This window comes from Hyunsoonleella pacifica (assembly GCF_004310335.1).
Classification (GTDB): domain Bacteria; phylum Bacteroidota; class Bacteroidia; order Flavobacteriales; family Flavobacteriaceae; genus Jejuia; species Jejuia pacifica.
On the sequence record NZ_SIRS01000005.1, the window covers coordinates 388,559 to 405,035 of the forward strand.

The following is a 16,477-nucleotide window of genomic DNA, read 5'->3' on the forward strand; positions in this document are numbered from 1 at the left end:
GACTAATTCAATTAATAGCAGGAAGGAGCCACAATAAAACATGTGGCTCTTTTCGTTTTTATGTGCCATTGTATACTTGTTTCAGAATCCCATTATATGAAAAGTAAATTCAATCCTCAAATACATGTATAATCATAGAACTTATGTAAATTTGCACCTCAATTATACAAGATAATGTACAGAAGTCATAACTGCGGCGAATTAAGAGCAGCACACATAAATACAGAAGTTACCCTAGCTGGTTGGGTTCAAAAATCAAGAGATAAAGGTTTTATTGTTTGGATAGATTTACGAGACCGTTACGGTATCACGCAGTTAGTTTTTGATGAAGAACGCACAAACAAAGAATTAATAGAGCAAGCGCAGAATTTAGGTCGTGAATTTGTAATTCAAACTAAAGGAACCGTGGTAGAACGTGCTTCTAAAAACCCTAACATACCAACTGGAGATATTGAATTATTGGTTTCTGAACTACACATTTTAAATGAAGCCGAGTTACCACCATTTACTATAGAAGATAAAACTGATGGCGGTGAGGATTTAAGAATGAAATATCGCTATTTAGATATTCGTAGAAATCCAGTAAAAGACAGCTTAATCTTTAGACATAAAGTAACTCAAGAAGTTCGCAATTATTTATCAAATGAAGGGTTCATTGAGGTTGAAACACCTTATTTAATAAAATCAACCCCAGAAGGGGCGCGAGATTTCGTAGTGCCTTCACGAATGAATGAAGGTCAATTTTATGCCTTACCGCAATCACCACAAACCTTTAAACAATTGTTGATGGTAGGTGGTATGGATAAATATTTTCAAATTGTAAAATGCTTTAGAGATGAAGATTTACGTGCCGATAGACAACCTGAGTTTACACAAATAGATTGTGAAATGGCGTTTATTGAGCAAGAAGATATTTTAAATGCTTTTGAAGGCTTAACACGTCACTTACTAAAAGAAATCAATGGTATAGATGTTGAAAAATTCCCAAGAATACTTTACGATGATGCCATGCGTTTATACGGCAACGACAAACCTGATATTCGCTTTGGCATGGAGTTTGGCGAACTTAATACAGTAGCGCAACATAAAGATTTCAATGTATTTAATTCTGCTGAATTAGTAGTTGGAATTGCAGTTCCTGGAGGAAATACATACACTAGAAAAGAAATCGATAAATTAATTGATTGGGTAAAGCGTCCTCAAGTAGGTGCATTAGGGATGGTATATTGCCGTTGTAATGATGATGGCTCATTTAAATCATCAGTAGATAAATTTTACGATCAAGAAGATTTAGCCAAATGGGCAGAGGTAACCGGAGCAAAAGCCGGAGATTTAATCTGTGTATTATCAGGAAACACCAATAAAGTACGTGCGCAATTAAGTGCATTACGTATGGAATTAGCAGAACGTTTAGGCTTACGAAAACCTGACGAATTTGCACCACTTTGGGTTATGGATTTCCCATTATTGGAATGGGACGAAGAAACAGAACGCTACCATGCAATGCATCATCCATTTACAGCACCAAAGCCAGGACAAATAGAATTACTAAAAACTGAACCTGGCGCCGTTAAAGCTAACGCCTATGATTTGGTGTTGAATGGTAACGAAATTGGTGGTGGTTCTATAAGAATTCATGATAAGGAAACACAAGCTTTGATGTTTGATTATCTAGGGTTTACTCCAGAAGAAGCAAAAGCACAATTTGGATTTCTAATGGATGCCTTTCAATACGGCGCACCACCACATGGTGGTTTAGCATTTGGTTTAGATAGACTAGTTGCTATTTTAGGCGGACAAGAAACTATTCGCGATTTTATAGCATTCCCAAAAAACAACTCAGGACGTGATGTCATGATAGATGCACCTGCACCAATAGACGATGAACAATTAGAAGAATTAAGTTTAAAACTAAACTTAAAATCATAACTATAAAATCCCGCAATTGCGGGATTTTTTGTTAATTTTAGTCATGCAAATAAAACGCTTTTTCTCTTTTATTTTTATTTTGTTTTCCTGTTTAGGGTTTTCTCAAAACTTAACTGGCGAGCAATTATTAGAAAAGGCCATTGCCTATCACGACCCAAATAATAATTGGCCTACCTTTAAAGGCAACTTCCATATTACTATGGAAATCCCTGGAAAGCCAAATCGAGATAGTAAAATTGTCATAGATTTACCAAATGAATTCTTTTCAGTAAAATCAAAAGTAAACGATACCATTTCAGAATACATCATTGATAAACATAGTATTACTATAGTTTTTATGGGAGATAAAAACCCTTCAGAAACTATATTAAAAACACAAAGTTTAAGTAAAGAACGTGCAAAACTATATCAAAACTATTACACCTATTTGTACGGCTTACCCATTAAATTAAAAGATCCTGGAACTATAATTCATGAAGTAGTTGAAGCTAAAAAATTTAAAGGAAAAAACTATTTAGTTTTAAAAGCCACTTATGAAAAACAAGTTGGAAAAGATACTTGGTACTTTTATTTTGATCCAAAAACGTATGCCATGGAAATATATCAGTTTTTCCACGCTGAATTAGAAAATGATGGAGAATATATTCTTCTAAGTGAAGAAGAAATAATTAACGGTATAAAAATACCAAAATATAGAGCTTGGTACTTAAATAAAGACCACACGCTCTTAGGAACTGATATTTTAAATCCTTAGCAAAAGATATGGGTTTTAGAAGTATACTTCGTAAATTTTTAATTTGGAAATACAAGCACATTTCTGAACGTCAGTTTATTTATGTACTAAGTATCCTAGTAGGATTTCTTGCAGGTTTAGGGACCGTAACACTAAAAAACTTAACACACGGCATCCGTACATTTTTTATATCTAATGTATTTCAAGACTACCAAAGCTCACTTTATTTTATTTTGCCTATTGTAGGTTTACTTTTAGTGTATATCATAAAACAAACATGGTTAAAAAAACATATAGGGCATGGTATTTCTACTACCCTACATGCCATTTCTAAGTTAAATGGTATAATTCCTAGATACAATATTTATGCAGCACTAATAACCGCTCCTTTAACCGTTGGTTTTGGTGGTTCTGTGGGGTTGCAAGGTCCAGCAGTAAGTGTTGGTTCTGCCCTAGGGTCTAACGCTGCACGGTTGTTTCACATGAATACTAAAACACGATTACTACTCGTATCATGTGCAGCAGCAGGAGCTATGGCATCCATGTTTAAAGCACCAATTGCAGCAATAATTTTTGCTATAGAAATTTTTAGTCTAGACATAGCATTTGCATCATTGGTTCCTTTACTTTTAGCATCTGTTTCAGCAGTAGTTACCTCTTATTTTTTCTTAGGTACCGATGTCTTATTACGTTTTGAACTAACAGATAAATTCCAGATTAACGATATTGGCTTTTATGCAGTTTTAGGAGTAGTTACAGGTTTAATGTCAGTATACTATTCAAAAGTATTCTTCGGTATCACAAACTTTTTTAAAAGATTTAAAAGTCGCGCAAAACGACTTCTCATTGGAGGATTAGCCATCGGGACGATGCTTTATGTTATTCCACCACTTTATGGTGAGGGCTACGGTGTAATGAACAACCTTTTAAGAGGAGACCATATAGCCGCTATAGGTAACACTCCCTTTTCGCTAGATTTAGAAAATGTTTGGATTGTTATTGGTTTACTTATCGGTATCGCAATTTTTAAGGCCATAGCAATGACAACCACTTTTGGTGCTGGTGGTGTAGGTGGGGTATTTATTCCTACTCTAGTTATGGGAAGTGCTTTAGGTAATGCCTTTGCCAAAATAATCAATAATCTAGGGTTAGATTTTCATGTTTCAGAATCTAATTTCACTTTAATAGGAATGACGGGTTTAATGGCAGGTGTTTTACACGCACCACTAACAGCAATTTTCCTCATAGCTGAAATCACTGGAGGCTATGAATTATTTGTACCACTAATGCTGGTAGCTGCCATTTCGTTCTCCATTACAAAATATTACATTTCGCATTCTATATATACTCTGAAATTAGCCGAACGCGGCGAGTTAATAACACATAATAAAGACAAAAATGTCCTAATGATGCTGCAAATTGATAAAGTAATTGAGACTAACTTTATCATTTTAAAACCAGAGATGAAGCTTCGCGAAGTACTAGAAAATGCAGTAGCCAAATCTTCAAGAAACCACTTCCCAGTAGTAAATAAAAATGGAGAATTCTTAGGTGTAATTCGCCTAGACGATATAAGGCAGATGATGTTTAATGTCGATTTATATGATAAAGTAGATGTAGAAAGTTTAATGCATGCAGATGCTGGCATCATCAATTACGAAAAAGACACCATGAATGCCATTATGGAAAAATTTAAAACAAGTGGTGCTTGGAATTTACCCGTTATTAAAAACGGTAAATATTATGGTTATATTTCCAAATCTAAATTGCTAACAGCTTATAGACGACAACTTATTAACGTTACACAATAATTTTAATGAAGTACCTCATCATAATACTAACCTTAGTTTCTGCTGGATTAATTGTAACAGGATTTACAATTGAATCTGAAAACTCACAAAAACTTATTGGCTCTGGTGTCGCATTATTATTTCTAGTAGTGTTTCCAATATTCTCTTATTACCGGTGGAAAGATAGAGACGTAAAAGAATACATGCTAACCAAAGAAAACTTAGATAAAATGCGAGAGAGTCAAAAGGAGAAAAAGCACTAAGGGTGTTGCTGCACATTAACACCAAAAAGATAGTGCTTTACATTAGTGTTCGTTTAAAAAGAATAACACCTCTATTGTTATCTTACATTTTAAGCTTAACCATCTTCCTCTTCTATCCCGTCCAACTATCCAATTTTAAAAAATACACATAAGGGTTTGGTGTGATTATTGTTATATTTAATGCATTAAAACTGCAAATGAAACTAAAAAAGCTTTCTTTACGTACCCGTATTTTTATAGTAATGATAGTGTTGGTACTAATAGCCTCTGTACTTATTGCAGCAGTAGCTATTTATCAATACAACGAAGAAACCACCGATTATCATATCCAACGGTTAGAACGTAAAGAACAAAACATAAAAGCGCACTTAAAAAATGTATTAAACGCTAGAGAAAACACTTGGGAGGTAAAAACTAGAAATATTCCACTCATTTTTAAAGATAAAATAAGTAGTATAGCAGAAATACATAAACTTCAAATAAACCTTTATGATTTAGAAGGTAACTTGCTTATTACTTCCAAAGCCGATTTAAAACCAGATCAGGAAGATAAATGCATCGAAACCAAGATACTCAATGCAATTGCTAATACAGCAGACCATAGATATGTAGATAAAATTACTGAAAACGGATTAACATATCAGTCATCATACATCTTTATTTACGATAAAAAGTTTAAACCCTTAGCCATTTTAAACTTACCATATTTAGAACGTGACGATTTCCTTTCTAAAGAGTTAAACGAATTTCTAGGCAGGCTGGGTATCGCTTATCTATTTGTATTAGTTATTGCAATTGCAATTGCCTTTTTATTATCTAAATACATTACAAAATCACTTAAAACAATTAGTGACAAAATTATAGCCACACGCCTTGAAAAACGAAATGAAAAAATTGTAATTCAAGATTCTAGTCAAGAAATTTCAACTTTAATAGACTCTTATAACAGTATGATAGACGAGCTTGAAGAAAGTGCTGTACAGTTAGCCCGCAGTGAGCGCGAACAAGCATGGAGAGAAATGGCAAAACAAGTAGCACATGAAATTAAAAATCCGTTAACGCCTATGCGATTAACAGTACAAAATTTTCAAAGAAAGTTTGATCCCAAAGATGAAAGCATAAATACAAAAGTAGCAGAATATAGCAAAACACTAATTCAACAAATAGATACTATGAGTTCTATCGCATCTGCTTTTTCAAATTTTGCAAAAATGCCAGCGCAACAAAAAGAAACACTTAATGTCGCAAACATTACAAAACTGGCATTAGATATTTTTAATGAAGATTATATTGTATTTACATCTGATGATGATGAAATAATTGCCAAATTTGATAGAACACAACTTATAAGAGTGGTAACTAATTTGGTTAAAAATGGAATTCAGTCTATACCAAAGGATAAAAAACCTCAAGTTTTAGTAAATGTAGGACAGGATGATAAAAATGTGATTATCTCTGTTGCTGACAACGGATCTGGAATTTCTGAAGATAACAGACATAAAATATTCGAACCAAAATTTACCACAAAAACCAGTGGAATGGGACTTGGTTTAGCTATGGTAAAAAATATTGTAGAAAACTATGATGGTACAATCTCATTCACTACAGAAACCAATAAAGGAACCATTTTTAAGGTAGTATTTCCAAAAGAATCTTGATAAATAATATAAAAATGAGCTATACCAATTTACTAGTATATTCGGAGAACGGCATTACAACAATTACCATCAACCGTCCTAAAAAGTTAAATGCGTTAAATCAAGACACCATACAAGAACTGCATCTAGCATTTAAAGCTGCCGATAATGACAATAATACCAAAGCAATAATCATTACTGGAAGTGGAGAAAAAGCCTTTGTGGCTGGAGCAGACATTAGTGAGTTTGCTGATTTTGATGTAGAAGAAGGTACCCATTTAGCAGCAAACGGACAAAAAATCCTTTTCGATTTTGTTGAAAATTTAAGTACCCCAGTAATTGCAGCCATTAATGGCTTTGCACTTGGTGGTGGTTTGGAATTAGCAATGGCTTGTCATTTTAGAGTAGCAAGCGACAATGCAAAAATGGGATTACCTGAGGTCTCTTTAGGTGTTATTCCTGGATATGGAGGCACACAACGTTTAACCCAATTGGTAGGTAAAGGACGAGCAATGGAAATGATAATGACTGCAGGCATGATAGATGCAAATAAAGCTTTAGGCTATGGTTTGGTAAACCATGTAGTGCCACAAAATGAGCTTTTAGATTTGTGCGATACCATTGCAACAAAAATTACACGTAATTCTTCAACAGCCATTAGTGCTGCAATTAAAGCCGTAAATGCTAATTTTAAAGAAGGACTTAATGGCTACCAAACTGAAATTATCGAATTTGGAAATTGTTTTGGAACCAATGATTTTAAAGAAGGCACCTCTGCCTTTCTAGAAAAGCGAAAGGCAAACTTTTTAGGGAATTGATTCTTTCCAAAAAATCTTTCTAGTTTGTTTTCTGTAGTGTCCTATTTTTTTCTTTGAGAATAGCCAATTGTTTCTCAATAAACGTAATTGCTTTTTCTGTCTGGTAACTTGTTTTAGAAGCTACATGCTTCAGCTCTTCTTTTAGTTTTTCTTTACCAGAGGTAGCAGCTTTGGACAAGTCTCCTTTAACTTCAGAAAAATCCTCTGTTATTTTATCCTTTATGTCTTTACCCTCTTTTTTTAGATTTTCTCTAGTATTGCTTCCTTTATCTGGAGCTAATAATACACCTACAGCTGCACCTACTAAAACACCTCCCAATACCAATACACCTTTATAAATCATAATTTTCTTTTTAAATATTAATCTTGTTTACTTATTAGTGGCTAAAACCACCTATTTGTTACAAACAAATTCAATGCCAAGTATTTACATTATAACATTTAGAGTTTATAATAGAATTTTATTAAATATCATGTTTGTTGATAACCCATATTCATTTTAACAGTTTTAAAAAGAAATAATATTTAATTTTATACAGCTTCTCACGAGCAAAACAACCTATATACCTTATTATAATGAACCCAAAATCTGCCATAAAAGGACGTGGTGCCCAGCTTAACGTCCCTAATCGTTTCTTTGAATTACGCCATGAAATGCGTGATGATTTTCTTGAATTTTGTCAAAAACAAGGAGAAAATCCCGACAAAAATAAAACTAAATATTTAGAGGTTTTTCCAAAAACAATAATAAATAAAGTATCAAGTCCTGACGTTGGAATGCTGTATTCTATGAATCCTTATCAAGGTTGTGAGCACGGTTGTATTTACTGTTATGCTAGAAATACACATGAATTTTGGGGGTATAGTGCAGGATTGGATTTTGAACGCCGAATTTTAGTGAAAAAAGATGCTCCCAAACTATTAGAACAACAACTTAAAAAGAAAAGTTGGAAGGCACATCCTATAGTATTATCTGGAAACACTGACTGTTACCAACCTGCAGAACAAAAATTTAAAATTACAAGGCAGTGTTTAGAAGTATTTTTAAAATACAGACACCCTGTGGCTATTATTACTAAAAACTCTAGAATTTTGGAAGATTTAGATCTACTTACAGATTTAGCAAAATACAACTTGATTGGAGTTAATATATCTATTACTTCATTAATAGAAAATACCAGAAGAATTTTAGAGCCAAGAACCGCTACAAGCAAAAAAAGATTAAATACAGTAAAAGAATTAAGTAATAATGGTATTCCAGTAAATGTTATGATAGCACCGATTATTCCCAGTATTAATAGCCATGAAATTCTTAAAATAGCAAAAGCAGCTTCAGATTTTGGTGCAGTTTCTATTGGACATACCATTGTAAGGCTAAACGGTGCTATTGGAGAAATTTTTACAGATTGGATAAAAAAAACAATGCCCGATAGCGCTGAAAAAGTGTTACATCAAATTGAAAATTGTCATGGTGGCTCATTAAATGACTCCCGTTACGGAACAAGAATGCGTGGAGAAGGAAAAATAGCTGAGCAAATTAATAATTTAGTAAAATTAGCAAGACAACAGTTTTTTAAAAACAAAAAGATGCCGAAACTAAATTGCCATTTGCATGATCAATATAAAGAGGAGCAGTTAAAACTTTTTTAAACTATACCAATATCTAAATCAACATAGTAAAAAAAAAGCGGGCTAAAAAGCCCGCTCTTAAAGTAATTAATTGAGTTAGTGCATTACTTAGAAAAATTTCACAAATGTTTTACCTTCAGTCTTGTAAACAATTTTATATTGACCTTCTTTGTAATTGAACAATTTATATACTTTTTGAATTTTCTTAGTATCAGCAACTGTTTCTGAGTGTATTAACTCATAAGGTGAGTAATAAACAGATCCTTCTTGATAAATCTTTATTTCTAAAGGTTTTTTCTCAAGAGATAACTGAGACACATATAAATATCCATCTTTTACCACTGTTAAAGGTTTAAAAACAGTTTCCGAATTCGATTTATCAAAAGTTACATCATTTGCTTTTACTATAAAAGGTATAGTGGTAACTTCCATATCCTTGTCAAGTTCAAAAAAGTAACTACCATCAGGAAGAGATGTTAGATCGAATCCCTTTTTATAGATTCCACTTTGTTGTATTGCTTCCTTATATAGTATTAGACCTTTCTGATTCTTTATTGTAAAAAGATTTCCCTTTTTTACCTTTCTAAAAGTAAGTGTTGTTTTGTCATCGTCACTTTTAGAAATGTAAAATGATTTGTCGTTAGCGTATCCCATAACCGTAGCTAATAGAGCTACCATTAAAAATACTTTTTTTGAATTGTTAATTACGTTTTTCATGATTTGGATTTATTAACGTTTTACACTCCAAAATTACATCAAAAGCAACTAGTGTAAAACATTGATATTGACCAATTTATATGCAAAATTATCCATTAAATTTATGTTATCTTACAAAAGAGTTAATATGCAATAGTGTTGGGTTAATTACATATATTTTATGGGGTAATGTAGTATAGATATATATTTTTTTAACCCAAATATTTTTTTGAAAAAAATGAAATAATCTTGAAAGTTACTTTTAAGTTAAGAACAAAAAAAAGTGGGCCACCACAGCCCACTTTAACCAACTAAACTAAATAAGACATTAAAATTAATTATTAATGTATTTTATTAATACACTATTTACTTATAGTGCAGTATTTTATGTATTTACTTTTTAATATGTTATAATTACTCAAAATGATATATAACATTTACACTACAAAGATACCTTAGAAGTAAATCTAAAAAAACAACAATTTTGGCTTATTTATATGCTATTTTAACCTTTAAATAAATGTTAATTAAATGTTAAGTTAAAATAACACATGTTTGAGGTAATAAAATATATAATGAATGCATAATAAATGGTAAATTTGCATTAAAATTGCCACAATGATTAACAAAAAGCCTACTTTAGAAAAAGTAACCCCCAGTTTTGGGAGTTCCATTCTAGTAAAACAGCACTTAGAACGTGTTGATAAGAATAATGCTTTCTGGCATTTTCATCCTGAACTGGAGTTAGTATATGTGAACAAGGGACAAGGAAAAACACATATAGGGAACCATTTATCTTATTTCAATAACAGTCAACTTATATTAATAGGTGCAAACCTGCCTCATAATGGTTTTGCTGACAGATTAACTGCTAATGGTTCTGAAACAACAGTGCAGTTTAAATCTAACTGTTTAGGAGATTACTTTGTTAATGTTCCAGAAATGGCTAATGTCTCTGCCTTATTTACTCGCGCAGAAAAAGGAATTCGTTTTGGTATAGAAACTAAAAAGATTGTAGGTCCAAAAATAGATACACTTGCTGAGCTTCAAGGATTAAAACGTATTATTATCTTTTTAGAAATATTAGACTACTTAGCTAAAACTGAAGATTATTCTCTTTTGAATGCCGATGGAATAGCTTTTGAAGCCAATCCCCAGGACAGTGATAAGATTAAAACTATATATAAATATATTAATAAAAACTTTCAAGATCATATTGCACTAGAGGAAATTGCTGATAAGGTAAGTATGACGGTACCTGCATTTTGTCGTTATTTTAAAAAAACCACAGGAAAGACCTTTACCCAAATGGTTAACGAGTACCGAATTGTACATGCCACTAAATTACTTAATGAAAGCCAAATGAGTATAGCAGATATTTGTTACGAGTGTGGATTTAATAACTTCTCACATTTTAACAAACAATTTAACGATATTACAGGCAAAAGTGCATCTCAATACCGAAAAGAAATAAGACATATTATTCAATGATGTCTTTAATTATTTATATTATTTGATAATTACGCGTTTTACACGTTGTGATATCCCAGTGATTAATTCATAAGAAATAGTACCTGCTCCTTCTGCTAGAGTCTCAGCAGAAGTAGTTTTCCCATCAAAAACAATAACCTCATTACCTTCCTTACAATCAATACCTGTAATATTTACCATAATCATATCCATGCAAACAATACCTATAATAGGTGCTTTTTTCCCATTTATGGTAACAAATCCTTTACCATTTCCATAAATCCTACCAATACCATCAGCATGACCTAAAGGTAATGTAGCGGTTTTAGTAAATGGCTCATCACTCTTATATGCACGATTATATCCAACAGATTCTCCCTTTTCAATTTGATGTATCTGAGAAATCACTGTTTTTAAACTAGCAATAGGTTTAAGATGGGCACTTTCTTTCGCAGAATTTCCATAGCCATATAGTCCTATACCGCAACGTATCATATCTAAATGAGCCACAGGATAATTTAAAACACCAGATGTGTTACATATATGTAATATAGGTTTATATCCAATAGCTTTAGAAAGGCTTTCAGCTATAGCTTTAAAATTATTAATCTGACTGAGAGTAAACGTTTTTTCATTCAAATCTTCACTAGCAGCTAAATGAGAAAATAAAGATTTTACCCTAACTGTCTTTGTTTGTTTAAGTTTTGAAACGATGTAATCCACATCATTTTCCCAAAACCCTAGACGGTTTAAACCTGTATTAAACTTTATATGAATTGGGTATTCATGTTGCTTCTCCGCTTCAGCGAAAGCAATAAATTCATGTAAAATTTTAGCGTTGTATAGGTTGGGTTCTAAGCAGTTTTCAAGTATAATATCAAAATTAACTCTAAGTGTATGTAAAACTAATATAGGTTTTGTAACACCTGCTTGCCTCAAAGCCACTCCTTCATTGGCATAGGCTACTGCAAAATAATCAATATCAAGATCTTCTAAATAAATTGCAATTTCATCAGCATCATTGCCATAAGCAAATGCTTTAACTACTGCTAAGAATTTTGTATTGCTTTTTAATTTAGATTTTAAATACTCAAAGTTATGTTTAAGAGCTCTTAAATCTATTTCAAGAATAGTTTCTTGCACTTTAGGCATCAGGATTTCTTTTGTTTAGGAGAAACATCTTCTATATCTTTAACCTTCATAGTCTTAATTTTTTCGCTTATTGTAGCCTTATAATATGCAGCTCTACTTAACGGCTCATACTCATCTACTTCTCCTAACATTACAATATCATCGTTTTTAGATTTTCTGTAGCTATATTGCGCTAAATTACCTGTACGAGTACACACTGCATGTACTTTGGTAACATATTCAGCAGTTGCCATCAAATAGGGCATTGGTCCAAACGGATTTCCCTTAAAATCCATATCTAAACCAGCTACAATTACCCGAATACCTTTATTAGCCAAATCATTACATACACGTACTATTTCGTCATCAAAAAATTGGGCTTCATCAATGCCTACTACATCACAATTATCTGCTAAAATAGGGATGTTAGCTGCTGCAGGTACTGGTGTAGAGCGAATTTGATTCTCGTCGTGAGATACTACCATATCTTCATCGTAACGTATATCAATTGCTGGCTTAAAAATTTCAACCTTCTGTCTTGCAAACTGTGCACGTTTTAAACGGCGGATAAGCTCTTCTGTTTTTCCAGAGAACATGGAACCACAGATAACTTCAATCCATCCAAATTGTTCTTTATGATTTACTGTATTTTCGAGAAACATTTTGTAATTTTAACACTAAAACTAAGCTATCGCACGTTTTGTATAAAGGTGGCGTAAATTTATTAAAATCGAAAGTCTAAATCGCATTAATTTTTTAAAATTATATTAAGATGAAGAAGAAGCTGGAATCTGAGTTAATAAGTGTAGCACATAGAATTCTTAAATTAAAAGGAAAAGAAGATGTGTTAAAGATGCATGAAGAAGCGCGTATACTTTATGAAAAGCTTTCGGTTTTAAAATTTGCACATGAAAATTTTGAGGATGACATCCCAACTATTGGTAATAATTCTTCATTTTTTAATATGTTGGATACTGCTTTTAATAATAAAATAAGTGATAATATTGAAGTTGAGGATAAAATCTATATTAATCTTGATGATGTAGTAGATGATGATATTTCTGAGCCTGTGATGAACAAAATAAAGGATATGGTAGAATTCATGCCCGAAGAACTTCCTCAGAAGGAAGTTGATGAATTTGTAGCATCAGTTGTACCTAAAAAAGAGCATCATAAAAGTGAGTTGGAAGACTTGACTGCTGATTTTAAAGATTTGCCTGTGTTTGAACCTATTTCTAAAGTTCAAAAAACAAATGGACATAAAAAAGTATCTTTAAATGACCGAGTTAAAAGCGGAGGGTTAAATATTGGGTTAAATGATAAAATTGCTTTTATTAAACATTTATTTGATGGTAACACAACAGATTATGATCGTGTAATTTCTCAATTAAACACCACACAATCTCTTGAAGATGCCAATCGTTTTATAGAAACTATTATAAAGCCTGATTATAATAACTGGCTTGGAAAAGAAGAATTTGAAGAACGTTTTAAAGAAATTATTGAAGCTAAGTTTAACTAAATCTTATAGGCTTGCTTAACCATACGCTTTACTATAACTACATGAAATGGTCTAATTAAAGCCATATAAATCTTTCCAAATAAATTATTGTATTTTACTAAAGTAGTAACCTTGATATTATGTTGTTGCTCTTTCGAATTAAAAACACTTACTCTAAAATCTAAGTGTTTATCATCAGCACCGAGTAATATCTCATTATCTTCAACACTAAATACTTTAATAAATCCAATATTTTCCCCAGGTTTATATTGCGGCGTAAAGTCTTTATCCATATCTGTTTTTAAGCCAAATACTTTAACTATTGCATTACGTAAACGCATCAGGAAGGCAACCCATTTAGGCATGGTTCCAAAAATTAAATGCGCTATAGTTTCTAGTGAATCTTTATGATTTGTAATTGAAAACGTATCAGTAAAATCTATTTTAGAAAGTGCTTGTTTAATGCCAAGTGTATCAGGACATTTTTCTGTTTTTACAACCATTGATTTTATATTTAAATCTAAAATTAGGTCAAATATACTAATTTTTTAATGATTAGGTCAATGTTACTAAATTTAATATATTTGATTCATGGGTAATACTAAAGATAAAATTCTGGTAACGGCTTTAGAACTATTTAATACGCAAGGAATGGCTAAAGTTACTTTAAGAACTATTGCCAGTAAAATGGGGATTAGCCAAGGCAATTTAAATTATCATTTTAAGAAACGGGAGGATATAGTTGAGGCTCTTTATTTTCAAATTGTTGAAAGTATAAATCAAGTTATTGCAAGTAGCATGCAATTTGAAAATCATTTGGAAAGTGTTTTTAGTGTTTCTAAAGCTATCATGTTTACTTTTTATAAGTATCAGTTTTTCTTATTAGATTTTGTTTTAATAATGCGAGAGCACAAAAAAATTAAAACACATTACGTAAAGTTAATTCAGCAAAGAGAACTAGAATTTTTAAATATGATTGATGTATTAATTGACAAAAACCTCATCCGAAAGCCTCTTTTCTCAAATGAATACAATAATCTTTTTAAACGTTTTCAGATTTTAAGTGATTTTTGGATGTCTTCAGTAGTAGTAGAAAAAGGTAAAATTACTAAGGCATCGGTTCATCAATACTCAGAAATCATTTATCAATCTATTTTTCCCTATTTAACTTTAAAGGGGCAAAAACTATATAAGTCTGTATCTTTAGCGTAATTTTAATTTAAAACTTAAATGAGTAAACTATTTATAGTACCAACTCCAATAGGGAATTTAAAGGATATGACCTTTAGAGCCGTTGAAGTTTTAAAAGAAGCTGATTTAATTCTAGCTGAAGACACCAGAACTTCAGGGAAGCTTTTAAAGCATTTTGAAATTACAACCCACATGCAATCTCACCATATGCACAATGAGCATAAAACGGTGGAGCAAATTATACAAAAATTAAAATCTGAAACTACGGTTGCACTAATAAGTGATGCTGGAACACCAGCAATTTCAGATCCTGGTTTTTTACTATCTAGAGCTTGTATTGAAAATAATATAGCTATTGAATGTTTACCAGGAGCCACTGCCTTTGTGCCAGCACTAGTAAATTCTGGATTACCAAATGATAAGTTTGTATTTGAAGGGTTTTTACCAGTAAAAAAAGGGCGACAAACCAGATTATTATTGCTTGCTGAAGAAACCAGAACTATAGTTTTTTACGAAAGCCCGCATAAACTTGTTAAAACTCTTGGACATTTTTGTGAGTATTTTGGAGAAAACCGACTAGTTTCTGTATCCAGAGAGTTAACAAAACTCTACGAAGAGACTGTTCGAGGAACAGCCAAAGAAGTATTTGAATATTACACTAATAAACCGCCAAAAGGAGAAATAGTTATTGTTGTAGGTGGAAAAAATAAATAAAATGAACATAGAAGAATTTAAAAACAAACTTATAAATAAACCAACCAAAATTGATTTTTCTGAGACTATGGCTATTATAGACTCTAATTACAATTTTATGCCAACCGCTTTTAAAAACGGAAGTTTAGAAAATGTAACAGGGCAAAATTCTGGCTCTTGTAAACTATTTGCTTTTGCAAAAGCACAAGGTTTAACAAAAGATGAAACACTTGCCTGTTTTGGTCAGTTTTACTTTGAAGATGTGCTAAAAGATCCTGATGGAGACGGGCATCAAAATATTAGAAACTTCATAAAAACAGGTTTTGAAGGTTTGAGTTTTGAAAATAATCCTTTAAAAGAAAAATAAAACGCTTTTAAAATAAAGATGAAAAAACTACTAGATGAGATTAAACAATGCACAATCTGCAAAGAGCATTTAGCTTTAGGCCCTCGTCCTGTAGTATCAGCGCACCCTGAATCTAAAATTGTAATTATTGGGCAGGCTCCAGGAACCAAAGTACATGCTTCTGGTGTACCTTGGGACGATGCTAGTGGTAGACAACTACGAAAATGGCTAAACGTTACAGATGATGAGTTTTATGATGAAAAGAAATTCGCCATAATCCCTATGGGATTTTGTTACCCTGGAAAAGGAAAAACAGGCGATTTACCGCCACGCACAGAATGTGCACCTCAATGGCATAAACCTTTATTTGATGAATTGAAACATGTTGAGCTGGTTATTTTAATTGGGATGTATGCTCAAAAGTATTACTTAGGAAAAGCTGCTAAAAAAACATTAACTGAAACGGTAGATAATTTTCAAGAATATTTACCAAAGTATTTTCCCTTACCACATCCATCACCTAGAAATAGATTTTGGCTCACAAAAAACCCTTGGTTTGAGGTTGAGGTTTTGCTGGAGTTGAGGAGGCGGGTAAAAGATTTAGTTAAATAAATTTTCAACCCCATATCTGTAACAAAAAACCTCCCCAT

General features: G+C 32.2%; 18 protein-coding genes. 13 read left to right on the forward strand and 5 right to left on the reverse strand.

The genetic code is table 11. From position 1 onward, the window contains the following. Window positions 1–174 precede the first annotated feature (174 nt). From aspS to EYD46_RS13710, 6 genes are all read left to right on the forward strand, one after another. A complete protein-coding gene (gene aspS / locus EYD46_RS13685) occupies window positions 175–1,929 on the forward strand; it encodes an aspartate--tRNA ligase (protein ID WP_130937739.1) in 1,755 nt (584 codons plus the stop codon). Window positions 1,930–1,972: 43 nt separating this feature from the next. Further along, entirely contained in the window at window positions 1,973–2,683 is a 711-nt protein-coding gene (locus tag EYD46_RS13690; RefSeq protein ID WP_130937740.1) for a DUF6503 family protein, read from the forward strand. Between the two features lie 8 nt (window positions 2,684–2,691). Further along, a complete protein-coding gene (locus EYD46_RS13695; protein ID WP_130937741.1) occupies window positions 2,692–4,473 on the forward strand; it encodes a chloride channel protein in 1,782 nt (593 codons plus the stop codon). A gap of 5 nt (window positions 4,474–4,478) precedes the next feature. Continuing rightward, complete coding sequence (locus EYD46_RS13700) at window positions 4,479–4,715, forward strand: hypothetical protein (RefSeq protein ID WP_130937742.1); 237 nt, start codon at window positions 4,479–4,481, stop codon at window positions 4,713–4,715. A 197-nt stretch (window positions 4,716–4,912) separates the two neighbouring features. Then, window positions 4,913–6,373: a sensor histidine kinase gene (locus EYD46_RS13705; RefSeq protein ID WP_130937743.1), complete on the forward strand. Its 1,461-nt coding sequence runs from the start codon at window positions 4,913–4,915 to the stop codon at window positions 6,371–6,373. A 14-nt stretch (window positions 6,374–6,387) separates the two neighbouring features. Next, complete coding sequence (locus EYD46_RS13710) at window positions 6,388–7,170, forward strand: enoyl-CoA hydratase/isomerase family protein (RefSeq protein ID WP_130937744.1); 783 nt, start codon at window positions 6,388–6,390, stop codon at window positions 7,168–7,170. Between the two features lie 19 nt (window positions 7,171–7,189). On the opposite strand, the gene EYD46_RS13715 is transcribed toward EYD46_RS13710, so the two are convergent. Continuing rightward, window positions 7,190–7,513 carry a YtxH domain-containing protein gene (locus EYD46_RS13715; protein WP_130937745.1) on the reverse strand — a complete coding sequence of 108 codons (324 nt, stop codon included), beginning with the start codon at window positions 7,511–7,513 and terminating at the stop codon, window positions 7,190–7,192. Window positions 7,514–7,746: 233 nt separating this feature from the next. Between EYD46_RS13715 and EYD46_RS13720 the strand changes: the two genes are divergently transcribed. Next, window positions 7,747–8,820, forward strand: coding sequence for a PA0069 family radical SAM protein (locus EYD46_RS13720; RefSeq protein WP_130937746.1), 1,074 nt, complete (start codon window positions 7,747–7,749; stop codon window positions 8,818–8,820). 87 nt (window positions 8,821–8,907) lie between these two features. On the opposite strand, the gene EYD46_RS18170 is transcribed toward EYD46_RS13720, so the two are convergent. Beyond that, window positions 8,908–9,516 carry a hypothetical protein gene (locus tag EYD46_RS18170; protein WP_229731305.1) on the reverse strand — a complete coding sequence of 203 codons (609 nt, stop codon included), beginning with the start codon at window positions 9,514–9,516 and terminating at the stop codon, window positions 8,908–8,910. Window positions 9,517–10,113: 597 nt separating this feature from the next. On the opposite strand from EYD46_RS18170, the gene EYD46_RS13730 reads away from it, so the two are divergent. After that, on the forward strand, window positions 10,114–10,986 hold the full coding sequence (locus tag EYD46_RS13730; protein WP_130937747.1) for an AraC family transcriptional regulator: 873 nt from the start codon (window positions 10,114–10,116) through the stop codon (window positions 10,984–10,986). Window positions 10,987–11,004: 18 nt separating this feature from the next. On the opposite strand, the gene alr is transcribed toward EYD46_RS13730, so the two are convergent. Then, the gene (alr, locus tag EYD46_RS13735) at window positions 11,005–12,117 is read right to left on the reverse strand and encodes an alanine racemase (protein WP_130937748.1); all 1,113 of its coding nucleotides are present in this window, start codon (window positions 12,115–12,117) and stop codon (window positions 11,005–11,007) included. Further along, complete coding sequence (locus EYD46_RS13740; protein WP_130937749.1) at window positions 12,117–12,758, reverse strand: thymidine kinase; 642 nt, start codon at window positions 12,756–12,758, stop codon at window positions 12,117–12,119. Before EYD46_RS13740 ends, alr begins: the two co-directional genes overlap by 1 nt. Before the next feature lie 110 nt (window positions 12,759–12,868). On the opposite strand from EYD46_RS13740, the gene EYD46_RS13745 reads away from it, so the two are divergent. Further along, entirely contained in the window at window positions 12,869–13,618 is a 750-nt protein-coding gene (locus EYD46_RS13745; protein ID WP_130937750.1) for a hypothetical protein, read from the forward strand. On the opposite strand, the gene EYD46_RS13750 is transcribed toward EYD46_RS13745, so the two are convergent. Then, complete coding sequence (locus EYD46_RS13750) at window positions 13,615–14,100, reverse strand: DUF2867 domain-containing protein (protein WP_130937751.1); 486 nt, start codon at window positions 14,098–14,100, stop codon at window positions 13,615–13,617. The genes EYD46_RS13745 and EYD46_RS13750 overlap by 4 nt on opposite strands. Window positions 14,101–14,188: 88 nt before the next feature. On the opposite strand from EYD46_RS13750, the gene EYD46_RS13755 reads away from it, so the two are divergent. Genes EYD46_RS13755 through EYD46_RS13770 form a run of 4 tightly spaced genes read left to right on the forward strand, consistent with a single transcriptional unit; the run spans window position 14,189 to window position 16,439 of the window. Next, window positions 14,189–14,809: a TetR/AcrR family transcriptional regulator gene (locus EYD46_RS13755; protein ID WP_130937752.1), complete on the forward strand. Its 621-nt coding sequence runs from the start codon at window positions 14,189–14,191 to the stop codon at window positions 14,807–14,809. 18 nt (window positions 14,810–14,827) lie between these two features. After that, on the forward strand, window positions 14,828–15,502 hold the full coding sequence (gene rsmI, locus EYD46_RS13760) for a 16S rRNA (cytidine(1402)-2'-O)-methyltransferase (protein WP_130937753.1): 675 nt from the start codon (window positions 14,828–14,830) through the stop codon (window positions 15,500–15,502). A gap of 1 nt (window position 15,503) precedes the next feature. Continuing rightward, window positions 15,504–15,848 carry a HopJ type III effector protein gene (locus tag EYD46_RS13765; protein ID WP_130937754.1) on the forward strand — a complete coding sequence of 115 codons (345 nt, stop codon included), beginning with the start codon at window positions 15,504–15,506 and terminating at the stop codon, window positions 15,846–15,848. A gap of 18 nt (window positions 15,849–15,866) precedes the next feature. Then, window positions 15,867–16,439 carry a uracil-DNA glycosylase family protein gene (locus EYD46_RS13770; protein ID WP_130937755.1) on the forward strand — a complete coding sequence of 191 codons (573 nt, stop codon included), beginning with the start codon at window positions 15,867–15,869 and terminating at the stop codon, window positions 16,437–16,439. Window positions 16,440–16,477: the final 38 nt, after the last annotated feature.

Coding starts and splice junctions, on each gene's coding strand:
- aspS (WP_130937739.1), top strand. CDS start 175: ATGTACAGAAGTCATAACTGCGGCGAATTAAGAGCAGCACACATAAAT.
- EYD46_RS13690 (WP_130937740.1), top strand. CDS start 1,973: ATGCAAATAAAACGCTTTTTCTCTTTTATTTTTATTTTGTTTTCCTGT.
- EYD46_RS13695 (WP_130937741.1), top strand. CDS start 2,692: ATGGGTTTTAGAAGTATACTTCGTAAATTTTTAATTTGGAAATACAAG.
- EYD46_RS13700 (WP_130937742.1), top strand. CDS start 4,479: ATGAAGTACCTCATCATAATACTAACCTTAGTTTCTGCTGGATTAATT.
- EYD46_RS13705 (WP_130937743.1), top strand. CDS start 4,913: ATGAAACTAAAAAAGCTTTCTTTACGTACCCGTATTTTTATAGTAATG.
- EYD46_RS13710 (WP_130937744.1), top strand. CDS start 6,388: ATGAGCTATACCAATTTACTAGTATATTCGGAGAACGGCATTACAACA.
- EYD46_RS13715 (WP_130937745.1), bottom strand. CDS start 7,513: ATGATTTATAAAGGTGTATTGGTATTGGGAGGTGTTTTAGTAGGTGCA.
- EYD46_RS13720 (WP_130937746.1), top strand. CDS start 7,747: ATGAACCCAAAATCTGCCATAAAAGGACGTGGTGCCCAGCTTAACGTC.
- EYD46_RS18170 (WP_229731305.1), bottom strand. CDS start 9,516: ATGAAAAACGTAATTAACAATTCAAAAAAAGTATTTTTAATGGTAGCT.
- EYD46_RS13730 (WP_130937747.1), top strand. CDS start 10,114: ATGATTAACAAAAAGCCTACTTTAGAAAAAGTAACCCCCAGTTTTGGG.
- alr (WP_130937748.1), bottom strand. CDS start 12,117: ATGCCTAAAGTGCAAGAAACTATTCTTGAAATAGATTTAAGAGCTCTT.
- EYD46_RS13740 (WP_130937749.1), bottom strand. CDS start 12,758: ATGTTTCTCGAAAATACAGTAAATCATAAAGAACAATTTGGATGGATT.
- EYD46_RS13745 (WP_130937750.1), top strand. CDS start 12,869: ATGAAGAAGAAGCTGGAATCTGAGTTAATAAGTGTAGCACATAGAATT.
- EYD46_RS13750 (WP_130937751.1), bottom strand. CDS start 14,100: ATGGTTGTAAAAACAGAAAAATGTCCTGATACACTTGGCATTAAACAA.
- EYD46_RS13755 (WP_130937752.1), top strand. CDS start 14,189: ATGGGTAATACTAAAGATAAAATTCTGGTAACGGCTTTAGAACTATTT.
- rsmI (WP_130937753.1), top strand. CDS start 14,828: ATGAGTAAACTATTTATAGTACCAACTCCAATAGGGAATTTAAAGGAT.
- EYD46_RS13765 (WP_130937754.1), top strand. CDS start 15,504: ATGAACATAGAAGAATTTAAAAACAAACTTATAAATAAACCAACCAAA.
- EYD46_RS13770 (WP_130937755.1), top strand. CDS start 15,867: ATGAAAAAACTACTAGATGAGATTAAACAATGCACAATCTGCAAAGAG.